The sequence below is a fragment of the Pseudomonas sp. Lz4W genome (assembly GCF_000346225.2).
In the GTDB taxonomy this organism is placed as follows: domain Bacteria; phylum Pseudomonadota; class Gammaproteobacteria; order Pseudomonadales; family Pseudomonadaceae; genus Aquipseudomonas; species Aquipseudomonas paraversuta.
Map to the genome: position 1 here is coordinate 4705698 of NZ_CP017432.1, position 14702 is coordinate 4720399.

11 protein-coding genes are annotated in these 14702 nt (G+C 59.6%); 4 read left to right on the plus strand and 7 right to left on the minus strand.

The window, feature by feature from the left end; translation table 11 throughout:
* Positions 1-49 precede the first annotated feature (49 nt).
* Positions 50-790: a two-component system response regulator OmpR gene (gene ompR, locus B195_RS21400; protein WP_003438667.1), complete on the minus strand. Its 741-nt coding sequence runs from the start codon at positions 788-790 to the stop codon at positions 50-52.
* Positions 791-1147: 357 nt separating this feature from the next.
* On the opposite strand from ompR, the gene B195_RS21405 reads away from it, so the two are divergent.
* From B195_RS21405 to gshA, 3 genes are all read left to right on the plus strand, one after another.
* Entirely contained in the window at positions 1148-3472 is a 2325-nt protein-coding gene (locus tag B195_RS21405) for a Tex family protein (protein ID WP_003438664.1), read from the plus strand.
* Entirely contained in the window at positions 3469-3852 is a 384-nt protein-coding gene (locus B195_RS21410) for a PaaI family thioesterase (protein WP_003438660.1), read from the plus strand. Before B195_RS21405 ends, B195_RS21410 begins: the two co-directional genes overlap by 4 nt.
* A gap of 206 nt (positions 3853-4058) precedes the next feature.
* The gene (gshA, locus tag B195_RS21415; protein ID WP_003438657.1) at positions 4059-5642 is read left to right on the plus strand and encodes a glutamate--cysteine ligase; all 1584 of its coding nucleotides are present in this window, start codon (positions 4059-4061) and stop codon (positions 5640-5642) included.
* A gap of 54 nt (positions 5643-5696) precedes the next feature.
* Here the strand turns inward: gshA and argA are convergent, their stop codons facing one another.
* Together argA and argE are read right to left on the minus strand one after the other, a co-directional pair.
* Entirely contained in the window at positions 5697-6995 is a 1299-nt protein-coding gene (gene argA / locus B195_RS21420; protein ID WP_003438654.1) for an amino-acid N-acetyltransferase, read from the minus strand.
* A 156-nt stretch (positions 6996-7151) separates the two neighbouring features.
* Positions 7152-8294, minus strand: a complete 1143-nt coding sequence (gene argE / locus B195_RS21425; RefSeq protein ID WP_003438651.1) for an acetylornithine deacetylase — start codon at positions 8292-8294, stop codon at positions 7152-7154.
* Between the two features lie 156 nt (positions 8295-8450).
* On the opposite strand from argE, the gene B195_RS21430 reads away from it, so the two are divergent.
* Complete coding sequence (locus tag B195_RS21430; RefSeq protein WP_003438648.1) at positions 8451-9839, plus strand: inorganic triphosphatase; 1389 nt, start codon at positions 8451-8453, stop codon at positions 9837-9839.
* Positions 9840-9888: 49 nt separating this feature from the next.
* Here B195_RS21430 and B195_RS21435 read toward each other — a convergent pair whose 3' ends face one another.
* The 4 genes from B195_RS21435 to B195_RS21450 form a co-directional block, all read right to left on the minus strand.
* Positions 9889-10458 (minus strand): lipocalin family protein, encoded by a 570-nt coding sequence (locus B195_RS21435; RefSeq protein WP_003438640.1) that lies wholly within the window; start codon positions 10456-10458, stop codon positions 9889-9891.
* 19 nt (positions 10459-10477) lie between these two features.
* Positions 10478-10732, minus strand: a complete 255-nt coding sequence (gene bamE / locus B195_RS21440; RefSeq protein ID WP_003438636.1) for an outer membrane protein assembly factor BamE — start codon at positions 10730-10732, stop codon at positions 10478-10480.
* Positions 10733-10923: 191 nt separating this feature from the next.
* Complete coding sequence (locus tag B195_RS21445; RefSeq protein WP_003438633.1) at positions 10924-11934, minus strand: class 1 fructose-bisphosphatase; 1011 nt, start codon at positions 11932-11934, stop codon at positions 10924-10926.
* A 234-nt stretch (positions 11935-12168) separates the two neighbouring features.
* Positions 12169-14616 carry a glycogen/starch/alpha-glucan phosphorylase gene (locus tag B195_RS21450; protein WP_003438630.1) on the minus strand — a complete coding sequence of 816 codons (2448 nt, stop codon included), beginning with the start codon at positions 14614-14616 and terminating at the stop codon, positions 12169-12171.
* Positions 14617-14702 lie beyond the last annotated feature (86 nt).

Consider the following 14702-nt stretch of genomic DNA (forward strand, 5'->3'; position numbering starts at 1 on the left):
GCCTTCGGGCATCCGGGTACCGGAAAGGCTCGCTCCTACAAATGATCCGTCACTTGGTCGCGTTGCCGTCCGGCACGAACACATAGCCTACGCCCCAGACAGTCTGGATATAGCGCGGTTTGGACGGGTCAGGTTCGATCATGCGGCGCAAGCGGGAAATCTGAACGTCGATGGAACGCTCCAGGGCATCCCATTCACGGCCACGGGCCAGGTTCATCAGCTTGTCGCGGGTCAACGGCTCGCGGGCATGCATGACCAGCGCTTTAAGCACGGCGAACTCGCCGGTGGTGAGCATGTGAACTTCATCGCCACGCTTGAGCTCGCGGGTTGCCAGCGACAACTCGTAATCACCGAAGGTAACGCTTTCGTCTTCGCTGCCCGGTGCACCCGGTACCGGCGCTGCCTGACGACGCAATACCGCACGCACCCGCGCCATCAGCTCGTCAGGGTTGAACGGCTTGGCCAGATAATCGTCCGCGCCCAGTTCCAGGCCCTTGATGCGGCTCAGCTCGTCACCTTTGGCGGTCAGCATGATGATCGGCACACGGTTGCCCGCAGCACGCAGGCGGCGGCAAGCGGACAGCCCGTCTTCACCGGGCAGCATCAGGTCCAGCACCACCAGGTTGAATACCTCGCGGGCCAGCAAACGGTCCATTTGTTCCACGTTCGGCACAGCGCGGGCGCGATAGCCCTTGCTGACGAAGAAACGTTCCAGCAGGCTGCTCAGCCCCGGATCGTCGTCAACGATGAGAATTTTTTCGCCTTCTGCCGCTTGTGCAATGCTGCTCATTAGATGCTCCTGTGATCTCGGCGCGCATTATGGCTTAGCTGCTGTCATGCGCATGGAGTGCATTGTTAGCAGATTTTTCCTCCGCGAACAGCACGCAGACCAATGTGCGCCGTAGCGTAGCCCCCTGAATTCGGGAACGCTGGTTATAATGCGCCGCCTTTTGTGTCGGGCAACCTTGGATTTTCAAAGATCGCGCCAGAATTTATTTTTTCAAGTCCTGGCGTAATGTGCTGATTTCGCGGGTCAACAGGCCGCCCTTTTGGCCCAGGCAGCGGCCCCGTTAAGGTCGCTCAACCAGCCTCGCAAGCCAAGAAACCCGGGCATGCGAGCCTGCTTCACAATTTGTCAGGTGGTTTTATGGACAGCATCAACAGCCGCATCGCCGAAGAACTTGGCGTGCGCCCGCAGCAGGTCGAAGCGGCCGTCGCGCTTCTGGATGAAGGCTCCACCGTACCCTTCATTTCCCGCTACCGTAAGGAAGTGACCGGCAGCCTGGATGACACCCAGTTACGTCATCTGGAAGAACGCCTGCGCTACCTGCGTGAACTCGACGAACGGCGTATCAGCATCCTCGCCAGCATCGAAGAACAAGGCAAATTAACCCCGGAACTGGCCCGCGACATCAAACTCGCCGAGACCAAGACCCGCCTTGAAGACCTGTACCTGCCGTACAAACAGAAGCGCCGCACCAAGGGTCAGATCGCCCTGGAAGCGGGCCTGGGTGAACTGGCAGACGGCCTGTTCAACGACCCGACACAAACCCCTGAAATCGAAGCAGCACGTTTTGTCGATGCTGAAAAAGGCGTGGCAGACGTCAAGGCAGCACTCGACGGCGCCAAGTACATCCTCATGGAGCGCTTCGCCGAAGACGCCAGCCTGCTGGATAAACTGCGCAGTTTCCTGAAACAGGAAGCGATCCTCAGCGCCCGGGTGATTCCCGGCAAAGAAGAGGAAGGCGCCAAGTTCCGCGATTACTTCGAACACGACGAGCCGCTCAAAAGCATGCCGTCGCACCGCGCGCTGGCGATTTTCCGTGGCCGCAACGAAGGCATTCTCAGCTCCTCGCTTAAAGTCGGCGAAGAGCTGCCGGGCACCATGCACCCCGGCGAAATGATGATCAGCGAGCGTTTCGGCCTGCAAAACCAGAACCGCCCGGCTGACAAATGGCTGGGCGAAGTGGTGCGCTGGACCTGGAAGGTCAAGCTTTACACCCACCTTGAAACCGACTTGCTGGGTGAGTTGCGCGACGGGGCAGAAACCGAAGCCATCAACGTGTTCGCCCACAACCTGCATGACTTGCTGCTGGCCGCACCTGCCGGCCCGCGCGCAACCCTGGGTCTGGACCCGGGCCTGCGTACCGGCTGCAAGATTGCCGTGGTCGATGCCACCGGCAAAATGCTCGAATACGCCACCGTGTACCCGCACGTGCCGCACAACAAGTGGGATCAAACCATCGCCGTCATGGCCGCCCTGTGCGCCAAGCACTCGGTCGAACTGATCGCCATCGGTAACGGTACCGCCAGCCGCGAAAGCGACAAGCTGGTGATTGACCTGATCAAAAAATACCCGGCCCTGAAAGTCACCAAAGTGATGGTGTCTGAAGCCGGTGCTTCGGTGTACTCGGCGTCAGAACTGGCCGCCAAGGAATTCCCCGACCTCGACGTATCGATCCGTGGCGCGGTGTCGATTGCCCGCCGCCTGCAGGATCCGCTGGCAGAGCTGGTGAAAATCGATCCTAAATCCATCGGTGTCGGCCAGTACCAGCACGACGTATCCCAGCTCAAGCTGGCACGCGGCCTGGACGCCGTGGTTGAAGACTGCGTAAACGCCGTGGGCGTTGACGTGAACACCGCATCGGTGGCGCTGCTGGCCCGCATCTCGGGGCTCAATGCCACACTGGCGCAAAACATCGTCAGCCATCGCGATGAAAACGGCGCGTTCAAAACCCGCGCGGCACTGAAAAAAGTCAGCCGTCTGGGCGAAAAAACCTTCGAACAGGCTGCCGGTTTCCTGCGGGTAATGAATGGCGACAACCCGCTGGACGCTTCTGCGGTTCACCCCGAGGCCTACCCGCTGGTCAAGCGCATTGCCTCGGACACCGAGCGCGACATTCGCTCGCTGATCGGCGACGCGAGCTTTCTCAAGCGTCTTGATCCGAAGAAATTCACTGACGAAACCTTCGGCCTGCCGACGGTCACCGACATTCTCCAGGAGCTGGAGAAACCTGGCCGCGATCCGCGTCCCGAGTTCAAGACTGCCGAGTTCCAGGAAGGCGTCGAAGACCTCAAGGACCTGCAACTGGGGATGATTCTGGAAGGCGTGGTGACCAACGTGACCAACTTCGGTGCCTTCGTCGATATCGGCGTCCATCAGGACGGCCTGGTGCATATTTCGGCCCTGTCCGAGAAATTCATCAAGGACCCGCGTGAAGCCGTAAAAGCCGGTGACGTGGTCAAGGTCAAGGTCATGGAAATCGACATTCCACGTAAACGCGTGGGTCTGTCGATGCGCATGAGCGACACCCCCGGCGAGAAGATCGACGGGGCTCGTGGCGCGCGTCCGGGTTCGGCACCGCGCCAGCAAAACACTGCGCCGCGTAAGGAAACCGTGGCTGCGGCCCCGGCCAATAACGCGATGGCATCGCTGTTTGCCAACGCCAAACAGTTGAAAAAACGCCCATGACGCTCCCCGACGGCCTGACCCAAAGCGCCTTCAGCGAGCTGATCGGTTGCCGCGTGCAGTCGGTGCAAGACGGTATTGCGCAGGTTGCACTAAGCCTGGAACCGCAACTGCGCAACCGGGGCGGCAAACTGCACGGCGGGGTTTTGTTCAGCCTGGTGGATATCAGCATGGGGCTGGCGTGTTCCAGCGTCCATGGCTTTGACCAGCAGAGCGTGACCATCGAGTGCAAAATCAACTACATCCGGGCAGTGTCCGAAGGCGAAGTACTGTGCATCGCCAAAGTCATTCACCCCGGAAGGCGTACCCTGGTCGTCGAGGCAGACGTGCTGCAAGGCGACAAACTGGTGGCGAAAGCCCAAGGCACCTTCGCCGTCCTGTAGCCGCCGGCAGGTGAATTGAGTTAATTTCGGCGCTGCAAGGGGCAACAGGCCCTGATGCAGTGCCGGAATTCGCTTGAAGCGCCGGGACCGAAACAAAGACGGGCGACACATTACAAGCCAGGCGACAACGCCAGTTTCAACTTCACCCTTGTAGACCGTCCTGACCACCCCCATATTGGGGCGACTGACGCGTGAAGGAATCCAACTTGAGCCAACTTCTCAACCGCCGCCTGGCTCTGCTCAGCGAGCGCGCTAACCTCTCACTGCTGGAGCAGTGCCTGCACGGTATCGAGCGCGAATGCCTGCGCGTTACGGCCAATGCCCGCCTGGCGCAGACCCCGCACCCCGAAGAACTGGGCTCGGCACTGACCAACGATCAAATCACCACCGACTATTCCGAGTCGCTGCTGGAGTTCATCACCCCGGCCCTGCCTGATCCGGCAGAGACGCTGGCCAGCCTCGACAAGATTCACCGTTTTGCCTACAGCAAACTCGGCAACGAGTACCTGTGGAGTCCTTCGATGCCGTGCCCGTTGCCGGCCGAAGAAGATATTCCGATTGCCTACTACGGCACCTCCAACATCGGACAGCTCAAGTATGTGTACCGCAAGGGCCTGGCCCTGCGTTACGGCAAGACCATGCAGTGCATCGCCGGCATTCATTACAACTTCTCCCTGCCTGAAACACTGTGGCCGGTGCTGATGAAGGATGAAGGCTTTGTTGGCACCGATCGCGACTACCAGTCCAACGCCTACATCGCGTTGATTCGTAATTTCCGTCGTTACAACTGGCTGCTGATGTACCTGTTTGGCGCTTCCCCTGCGCTGGATGCGGGTTTCCTGCGCGGCCGTTCCCATCAGCTGGAACAGCTGGATGCCGATACGCTGTACCTGCCCTACGCCACCAGCCTGCGCATGAGCGACCTGGGTTACCAGAGCAACGCCCAGGCCGGTCTGACGCCCTGCTACAACGACCTCAACAGCTACACCGACAGCCTGCGCAAAGCTGTGGCCACGCCTTACGCGCCCTATGTCGAGATCGGCACCCACAAAGATGGCGAATGGGTGCAGCTCAATACCAACATCCTGCAAATCGAAAACGAGTACTACTCCAACATCCGCCCCAAGCGCGTGACCTACACCGGCGAACGGCCGATTCAGGCCCTGGTGTCCCGTGGCGTGCAGTATGTTGAAGTGCGCTTGCTCGACATCAACCCGTTCCTGCCCGTGGGCATCGATTTGCCTGAAGCACGTTTTCTGGATGCGTTCCTGCTGTATTGCGCGTTCCAGGAAAGCCCGCAATTCGACACTACGACCTGCAGTGATTGCTCATCGAACTTCCTCAGCGTGGTCAAGGAAGGTCGCCGTCCGGGCCTGCAATTGCAGCGCAATGGCCAGCCGGTCGACATGAAGGAATGGGCGGCAGAACTGCTGGAACAGATTGCGCCACTGGCCGCACTGCTCGATGCAAGCCATGGCGGCGACGCCCACAGCAAGGCGCTGGACGAACAGCTGGCGAAGGTCAATGACGTGTCACTGACGCCTTCAGCCAAAGTCCTGGCCAGCATGATCGAGCACAAGGAAAGCTTCTCCCAGTTCTCGATGCGCCAAAGCCTGGCCCATGCCGAGTTCTTCCGTAACGAGCCGCTGAGTGCTGAAGACCAGGCGGCATTCGAAGAAAAGGCCCGCAGTTCGCTGGTACAGCAAACCGAACTGGAACAGAACGAAGTCGGGGATTTTGATTTGTTCGTCGCCTCGTATCAGGCGAGCATTCTGGCGATCAGTAACTAAAAGCCCTTACCCGGCCCTGTCCTTTGAGACGGGGCCGGGGTGAGGGAGCGCGGGTTACAGCGCCTTCTCGAATATCTTGGAATTACGCTGAAAGTTGTACAGCGACGCACGCGCTGCCGGCAGTCGCTCGACGCTGCTCGGCTCAAAGCCACGCTCGCGGAACCAGTGGGCCGTGCGGGTGGTCAGCACGAACAGGGTTTTTAGCCCCTGGGCCCGGGCACGGTTTTCGATGCGTTCCAGCAGCTCGTCACCACGACGGCCATGGCGATACTCAGGATTCACCGCCAGACACGCCAGCTCCCCCGCATCCGAATCGGCAATCTGATACAGCGCCGCACAGGCGATGATCATGCCTTCACGCTCAACCACACTGAACTGCTCGATCTCGCGCTCCAGCACTTCGCGCGAGCGGCGTACCAGAATGCCCTGCTCTTCCAGCGGGCTGATCAGGTCGAGCAAACCACCCACGTCTTCAATCGCCGCTTCGCGGGTCACTTCGAATTGTTCCTGGGCCACCAGCGTACCGCCGCCGTGACGGGTAAACAGTTCGGTCAGCAACGCGCCATCTTCGGCGTAGCTGACGATATGGCTACGGGCCACGCCGCCACTGCAGGCCTCGGCAGCCGCCTCCAGCAGTTCGGCCTGGTAATCGCTACCCAGACGCTTCATGTGCGCCGGTACCTGTTGCGGACGCAACTCACGGACCAGATGCCCGGTCTCGTCGAGCAGGCCCGATTCGGCACCGAACAACAGCAGCTTGTCAGCCCCCAGGTCGATAGCGGCGCGGGTAGCGACGTCTTCGCAAGCCAGGTTGAAAATCTCCCCTGTCGGCGAGTAGCCCAACGGTGACAACAGCACGATCGAGCGCTCGTCCAGCAGGCGGTTGATGCCCTTGCGGTCGACCCGGCGCACTTCGCCGGTGTGATGATAATCCACACCCTCGAGCACACCGATCGGGCGCGCCGTGACCAGGTTGCCGCTCGCCACCCGCAGGCGTGAACCCTGCATCGGCGAAGAGGCCATGTCCATCGACAGGCGCGCTTCAATGGCAATTCGCAGCTGGCCGACGGCGTCGATTACACACTCCAGGGTCGGCGCATCGGTAATGCGCATGCCTTGGTGGTAACGCGGCACCAGGCCACGGGCTTCAAGCCGGCTTTCGATTTGCGGGCGCGAGCCATGGACCAGCACCAGCCGCACGCCCAGGCTGTGCAACAGCACCAGGTCATGAACTATGTTGCCAAAATTGGAATGCGCCACACCGTCGCCGGGGAGCATGACGACGAATGTGCAGTCGCGGTGAGCATTGATGTAAGGGGAAGCATGACGCAGCCAGTTAACGTAATCGTGCATAACCAGAGCCTGTAAAAAAATGAGCAGCCTGAAAAGGGCAAAAACAGCGAACGCACAACGGGCTGGTGGTTATCGTCGAAACATACTTGGCAACACGCGTGTTCTCCTTGTGTATGGAAATGGCGAGAAACTGGCTTGCCAGCCCCCACCTTTTTGCTAGGTCAGGCAATAGTGTCCGATCAGCTGACTCAATAGACGAACTGTCGGCTGCAAACGTGACATTTCCAGGTGTTCTCCCGGTTGATGGGCGCAGGCGATGTCGCCGGGGCCCAGCACTATGGTTTCGCAGCCAAGTTGCTGAAGATAAGGCGCTTCGGTACCAAACGCCACTGCTTGCGCGCGATGCCCGGTGAGGCGCTCGGCTACCCGCACCAATTCAGCGTCGGCAGCCTGTTCAAATGGCGGCACACCACCGGCAATCGGCGCGAAGTCGATCTGCACTTGATGCCGCTCCGCCAAAGGCTGCAGCTTGCTGCGAATGATTGCCCGCAGCTCGTTCGGGTTCATGCCCGGTAAAGGCCGCAGGTCAAACTCCAGCGAACACTGACCGCAAATCCGGTTGGGATTGTCGCCACCGTGAATGCAGCCAAAGTTCAGGGTCGGTTGCGGCACGCTGAACTGCGGGTTGCGAAACTCGTTGAGCCATTGCTGGCGCAGGCCTTTAAGCTCGCTGATGGCATCGTGCATGGCTTCCAGCGCACTGTGGCCCAGGTCAGGGTCCGATGAATGGCCGCTGCGCCCCAGAATATCGATGCGTTCCATCATCACGCCCTTGTGCATGCGGATCGGCTTGAGCCCGGTAGGCTCCCCGATCACGGCAGCGCGCCCGAGGGGACGTCCGGCTTCGACCAATGCCCGGGCGCCTGCCATCGACGTTTCTTCGTCGCACGTGACCAAAATCAGCAGTGGCTGTTTGAACGGCTGATCAAGCAGCGGACGCACAGCCTCGATCACCAGCGCAAAAAAACCTTTCATGTCACAACTGCCAAGGCCTACCCAGCGATTGTCGACTTCCGTCAGCTTCAGTGGATCGGTCTGCCACAGCGCTTCGTCGTAGGGCACGGTGTCGCTATGCCCCGCCAGTACCAGCCCGCCGGGGCCGCTGCCAAAGCTGGCGAGCAAATTGAACTTGCCCGGATTGACCTGCTGGATATCGCAGTTGAAACCCAGCTCGGCGAGCCAGGTCGCCAGCAAGTCGATCACCCCTCGATTGGATTGATCCAGATGGGGCTGGGTGCAACTGACCGACGCGGTGCCGATCAAGGCAGCGAACTGCTCTTTCATGGAAGGTAAAGGCATGCGCTGACTTCCTGTTGGCTGGGCGAGGCCCATCATAGAGCCATCCAGCAGGCAGAATAAACCCGTGCGACGCGCCGGGGCGGCTTGTCCTGTACACTGCACGGCCTTGGCAGCCACACTTTTCCCGGCTGCGCACCGATCCTGGATTTTCCGGCCATGCAAAAAGAAACTGAAATCAAACTCCGCGTCAGCCGCGAAACCCTCGCCGCCTTGCGCGAGCACCCACTGCTGAAAAAGCGCAACAAAAGTGGCTGGGAAAGCCGTGAGTTGTTGAACCAGTACTTCGACACGCCTGAGCGCGACCTGGCCAAGGCCAAGGTTGCCCTGCGCCTGCGCCGTGATGGCGAAGAAGTTATCCAGACCCTCAAGACCCGCGGCCAGAGCATTGCCGGGCTGTCGGAGCGTAACGAATACGACTGGAAGCTGGCGAAAGCCAAGCTCGACACCAAAAAACTCGACGGCGAATGCTGGCCCGAAGAGTTGGCCGAGCTGGACAAGAAAACCCTGAAACCGATCTTCACCACAGATTTTGTCCGCGAACGCGCTGAAATTTCCTGGGGCCGCGGCAAAGCCAAGGTCGTGATCGAAGCGGCGCTGGACTTCGGCCATGTGATTGCCGGCAAGCAGAAAGAAGAAATCTGCGAGCTGGAACTCGAACTGCGCGAAGGCGAGCCGGCTGCATTGCTGGAACTGGCAGCCGAGCTGGCCGAGAAGCTGGCCCTGATGCCATGCGACATCAGCAAGGCAGAACGCGGCTATCGCCTGTTCGACGCCAACAGCTATGCCGTCAGCCTGCCGGCACCTGTTCTGACCCCGCAAACACCGCTGGACGACGCCTTTGCTGCGCTGGCCTGGCACCTGTTGGGCAGCAGCCAGCGTCTGGCCGAGCAGTACCGTTTCAATGGCCACTGGCGTTTGCTGCAAGACTGGGTTCAGCAACTGACTGACCTGCGGGCACTGGTCAGCAGCCTGGGTCAGGCCGCACCACGTCAGTCCACCAGCGCGTTGCGTGCCGAGCTCGATGCCTTGCTTGAAGACTGGCGCCCGCTGGTACAAATCGGCCAGGACGACGAAGACGTGCGTAAAGCCGCGCCGGAGCAGTTCCTGGAAGAGCTGGAAGATCCACGCTGGGGTCAGTTCTCGCTGAACACCTCGCGCTGGTTGATGGCCCGCAGCTGGACCATTGATCGCGGCACAACCCGTGGCAATCGCCAGGGTGCTGCGCAGCTGGCCAGCTGGTTGCCGCGTCTGCTGTCGGACGAAGCCATCGCCCTGCGTCTGAACCGCTACCAGCAACAACCCGAAGATCTGGCCGAGCAACTGCCACGCATCGAACGGATTCAGGCATGGCTGCGCCTGGCGCGTAACGTGCTGGAAATCCCGGAAATCGATCGTTTGTACGGCGAAATGAACAAACTGCAGGAACTGGCCAACCAGCCAATCTCTGAAGATGCCGAGAGCAACGACTTGCTGCTCAACGCTCGCAAGCAGCAAGCGATTGCGGTGTACCAGAACCGCGCGTGGAAAACCCTGCTGCGCGGCTAAGTACCCGGCCCCTGCAGGAGCGAGCTTGCTCGCTCCTGCAGCTGCAGCCCTACTTCGTGCCTTTGGGCATGTCCGCGTCAGGGGTACGCCAGATCAACCGTGTGGTGTCATAGCCCTGTTGTTGAGCCTTGTTCAGCAACTCCTCACGGGTTTGCTGATCGATCTGCGGCTTGCGTGACAGCAGCCACAAATAACGCCGGTCCGGATTACCCACCAGCGCCGTGCTGTAGCCATCCCCCAGGTACAACACCCAGTAATCGCCCTTGGTCACCCCCGGCAGCAGGGATGACACCCAGTTGTCGAACTCGACCCACAGCTTGTCGGTTTTCCCCGCAACCTGGGGCGTCGCTGTGCCCGTGGCTTCTTCCCACTTGCCTTCTGCAGTCCGGCAACGGTTCAGTACTGCAACGTTACCGTCCGGCTTGAGACTGTAGTGCGCCTCGGATTGTGCACAGTTGCGCTGGAAGAACATCGGCAACCTTGCCTGTTCGTACCAGGTGCCCTGATAACGCTTGAGATCGACGCTTTCGACGGTTTTGGGGGCCAGCGAATCAGTGTCGGAAGTGGCGCATCCGGCCAACAGCAGCGCAGCGCCAAGCGAAGCTAAAAGACCTTTCATCGCAAACGCTCCTTAATACTTACTTCAGACCCTGACCCGAGAAGATCAGTACTTTATCGCCCGCATATTGCACGCTGATAAAGCTGGTCTTGTCACCCCAGGTGCAGCTCGACATACCCAGTGCACCGGAACAATCGGTCGGGCTACCCAAGAGTTTTTCGACCTCGGCCTTGGTCATGCCGGCCGACAGTTTTGCGTAATTTTCCTGATTGACCTTGCTGCATGCCGCCAGCAAAACGCAGAACGACAACATCGCCAAAGAACGCAACTTCATGGAAAAGCTCCTGATTGAGAAAGTCGGCCGAGCCGCCTGATGCAAGCTTAGAAGAGAAAAGTGCGGGGTGGTTCCCGGAGGGCGGGGGATTTGTTCCAGGGCCGGAAACAACTGTAGGAGCGAGCTTGCTCGCGAGCTGTTTTGAAAAGCTCGCGAGCAGGCTCGCTCCTACAGGAGGGTAACGCGGGGTTTTACTTGGCGTGGTACGAGGTCACGCGCGCCACTTCTTCTTTCGAACCCAGGAACACTGCTACACGCTGGTGCAGGCCTTCCGGCTGGATGTCGAGGATACGCTGGTGGCCGTCAGTGGACGCACCACCCGCCTGCTCCACCAGGAACGACATCGGGTTGGCTTCGTACATCAGACGCAATTTACCCGGCTTGGACGGCTCGCGGCTGTCGCGCGGGTACATGAACAGACCGCCACGGGTCAGGATCCGGTGTACGTCGGCAACCATCGCGGCAACCCAGCGCATGTTGTAGTTCTTTTCCAGCGGCCCTTCTTCGCCAGCCAGCAACTCGTCGACGTAGCGCTGTACCGGAGCTTCCCAGTGACGCTGGTTGGACATGTTGATGGCGAATTCCTGAGTGGTTTCAGGAATGGTGATGTCTTCGTGGGTCAGCACGAAGCTGCCCATTTCGCGATCCAGAGTGAAGCCTTTGACGCCGTCACCCAGGGTCAGTACCAGCATGGTCTGAGGGCCGTAAATGGCATAACCGGCCGCTACCTGCTGTGTTCCTGGCTGCAGGAAGGCCTTTTCATTCAAAGGCTCGTTCTGGGTCAGATATTCGTTCGGGCAACGCAGTACCGAGAAGATAGTGCCGACCGGCGCGTTGATGTCGATGTTCGACGAACCGTCCAGCGGGTCGAAAACCAGCAGGTAGGCGCCTTTAGGGTATTTGCCCGGAATCTGGTAGGCATTGTCCATTTCTTCGGACGCCATGCCGGCCAGGTGACCGCCCCATTCGTTGGCTTCGAGCAGGATTTCGTTGGAAATCACGTCGAGTTTCTTCTGCACTTCACCTTGTACGTTTTCAGTGCCCATGCTGCCCAGAACACCACCCAGGGCGCCTTTGGACACGGCGTGGTTGATCTCTTTGCAAGCACGCGCCACCACTTCGATGAGGAAACGCAAATCAGCAGGAGTGTTGTTGCTGCGGGTCTGCTCGATCAAATAGCGACTCAGGGTAACGCGGGACATGTAAGGCTCCGAACAATGGGGAGGGGGCGAAAAACCCGCGCAGTTTAACGCGTGTTGCCGTGCAAATCTTCTAATCAGACTCAGAACCGGCCGAGCGGGTTCAGCTGAATCCTTAAATCAGGCAAAAATCTGTAGCCGCTGCCGCAGGCTGCGATACGTCCCGCAGGGGCCTGGCTCTTGAAAGCACGGGCCCGGCGGTCTCGATCGCAGCCTGCGGCAGCGACTGCAAGCGCTCTACATGGCTTTCCAGATTTCAGTCGCATACTCGCGAATGGTCCGGTCCGAGGAGAACCAGCCCATGCGCGCCGTATTCAGTACCGCCTTGCGCCACCAGGCGTCCGTGTCATGCCACAGGGTTTCAACCCGCATCTGGGCCGCCCAGTACGCATCGAAATCGGCACAGACCAGAAACCGGTCGTAATCAATCAGCGAATCGACAAAACCGGTGTATCGCGCCGGGTCATCGTGGGAGAAGACCCCGCCGCGTATGGCCTGCAATACATCATCAAGTCGATGTGAGGCTGCAATATCGGGCCCGGCGTGAAACTCGCCATTACGCTTACGGGCTTCGACCTGCTCCGCACTGAGGCCGAAAATAAACATGTTATCGGCCCCCACCCGTTCGCACATTTCCACGTTGGCTCCGTCCATGGTGCCGATGGTCAGCGCCCCGTTGAGACCGAACTTCATATTGCTGGTACCCGATGCCTCATAGCCCGCAGTGGATATCTGCTCGGACAAGTCAGCTGCCGGAATGATGCTCTCGGCCAGGCTGACGTTGTAGTTGGGGATAAATACCACTTTGAGCAGGCCGCGCACGGTCGGGTCGTTGTTCACAGTACGGGCAATATCATTGGCCAGTTTAATGATGAGCTTGGCCTGCTCATAACTGGCCGCCGCCTTGCCCGCGAAAATCTTGACCCGGGGTACCCAGTGGTTGCCCGGTTCGGCACGAATGGCCTGGTACAGCGCAACGGTGTGCAACAGGTTGAGCAGTTGGCGCTTGTACTCGTGAATCCGTTTGACCTGCACATCGAACATCGCTTCAGGATTGACCACCACCCCCAGCCGCTCATATATGAGCGCTGCCAACGTGCATTTGCTTTGCAGACGCTGCTCGGCGAATTGCTTGCGAAAATCTGCGCGCTCGGCAAAAGGCTCCAGCTTGATCAGCTTGTGCTCGGTTTCATCGAGGACATCAGGCCCCAGCGCGTTAACCAGCATCACGGTCAATGGCGGATTGGCCTGAAACAGCCAGCGGCGGAAAGTAACGCCATTGGTCTTGTTGTTGATCCGGTCCGGGTAAAGCTTGTGCAACTCGGAGAACACCGTGCTGCGCATCAACTGGGTGTGCAGTCCGGAAACGCCGTTGACACTGTGGGAACCGAGAAACGCCAGATTGCCCATCCGCACCCGGCGGCCATGCTCTTCTTCAATCAGGGACACGGCACGCAGCACATCGAAATCATGCACCCCCTGGTTGCGCAGTGAGTCGATGTGATAGCCGTTGATCAAGTAGATGATCTGCATATGACGCGGCAACATGCGCTCCATCAACCCCACGGGCCAGGTTTCAAGCGCTTCGGGGAGCAGGGTGTGATTGGTGTACGACAAGGTATCGACGGTGACTTTCCAGGCCGTCGGCCACTCGATGCCGTGTTCATCAACCAGGATGCGCATCAGTTCCGCAACGGCGATCGAGGGATGGGTGTCGTTGAGCTGGATGGAAACATGCTCGGCCAGATTCAGCAGCGTGTCGTGAACGTGCAGGTGTCTGCGCAACAGATCCTGCAGCGAAGCCGAGACGAAGAAAAACTCCTGGCGCAAGCGCAGCTCCTGCCCGGCCTCGTTGCTGTCTGCCGGATACAGCACACGGGAGATGCTTTCGGCACGCACCACCTCGGCCACTGCACCCAAATGGTCACCGGCATTGAAACGCCCCAGGTTCAAGTCATGCAGGGCCCTGGCCCGCCACAGGCGCAAGGTGTTGACACTGGCACCGCGCCAGCCGACGACGGGTGTGTCATAGGCGATGGCCCGCACCGTCTCGCTGGGTTCCCAGACCTGGCGTGACTGGCCGTGTTCATCCTGCCGGGTTTCAACCGCTCCGCCAAAACCTATCAAGTACGTCACTTCGGCGCGCTCAAACTCCCACGGGTTGCCGAAGTCCAGCCAGTTCTCGGTTTGCTCTTGCTGCCAGCCGTCGACGATGCTCTGGCGGAACAGTCCGTGTTCATAACGGATGCCGTAGCCGTGGGCGGCAACGCTCAGGGTGGACATGCTTTCCATGAAACAGGCAGCCAGCCGACCCAGCCCGCCGTTGCCAAGCGCCGCATCGGGCTCCAGCAGGCGGATACGTTCCAGATCGACCCCAAGCCCGGTCATCGCCTCACGCGCCACCTCCAGCAGCCCCAGATTGTTCAGGCTGTCATAAAGCAGGCGACCGATCAGAAACTCCAGCGACAGGTAATACACCCGCTTCTGATCCTTGCGATAAATCTGCCGCGTGTGGTCCATCCAGTGCTCGACCATATGGTCGCGGGCAGCCAGTGCAATGGCTTCAAACCAGTCATGGTCAAACGCGTGTTCCGGGTCCTTGCCCACCGCGTAAGTCAGTTTGGCTACTACGGCGGCCCGAAAAGCCGCCACCTGTGCGTCACGAACAAGCGGTTCCTGGGGCATCGATACAACCTCGAGCGAGATGGAGCGATTTGAAGAACGGGTGGATTCAGCCTAGACCTTTCGACAGGAACTAAACGCTTTGATTC

Excerpts from the sequence above, each read along its gene's own strand:
- ompR (WP_003438667.1), bottom strand. The coding sequence starts at position 790 with ATGAGCAGCATTGCACAAGCGGCAGAAGGCGAAAAAATTCTCATCGTT.
- argE (WP_003438651.1), bottom strand. The coding sequence starts at position 8,294 with ATGCCTTTACCTTCCATGAAAGAGCAGTTCGCTGCCTTGATCGGCACC.
- B195_RS21430 (WP_003438648.1), top strand. The coding sequence starts at position 8,451 with ATGCAAAAAGAAACTGAAATCAAACTCCGCGTCAGCCGCGAAACCCTC.
- argA (WP_003438654.1), bottom strand. The coding sequence starts at position 6,995 with ATGCACGATTACGTTAACTGGCTGCGTCATGCTTCCCCTTACATCAAT.
- B195_RS21435 (WP_003438640.1), bottom strand. The coding sequence starts at position 10,458 with ATGAAAGGTCTTTTAGCTTCGCTTGGCGCTGCGCTGCTGTTGGCCGGA.
- B195_RS21410 (WP_003438660.1), top strand. The coding sequence starts at position 3,469 with ATGACGCTCCCCGACGGCCTGACCCAAAGCGCCTTCAGCGAGCTGATC.
- B195_RS21405 (WP_003438664.1), top strand. The coding sequence starts at position 1,148 with ATGGACAGCATCAACAGCCGCATCGCCGAAGAACTTGGCGTGCGCCCG.
- bamE (WP_003438636.1), bottom strand. The coding sequence starts at position 10,732 with ATGAAGTTGCGTTCTTTGGCGATGTTGTCGTTCTGCGTTTTGCTGGCG.
- B195_RS21450 (WP_003438630.1), bottom strand. The coding sequence starts at position 14,616 with ATGCCCCAGGAACCGCTTGTTCGTGACGCACAGGTGGCGGCTTTTCGG.
- B195_RS21445 (WP_003438633.1), bottom strand. The coding sequence starts at position 11,934 with ATGTCCCGCGTTACCCTGAGTCGCTATTTGATCGAGCAGACCCGCAGC.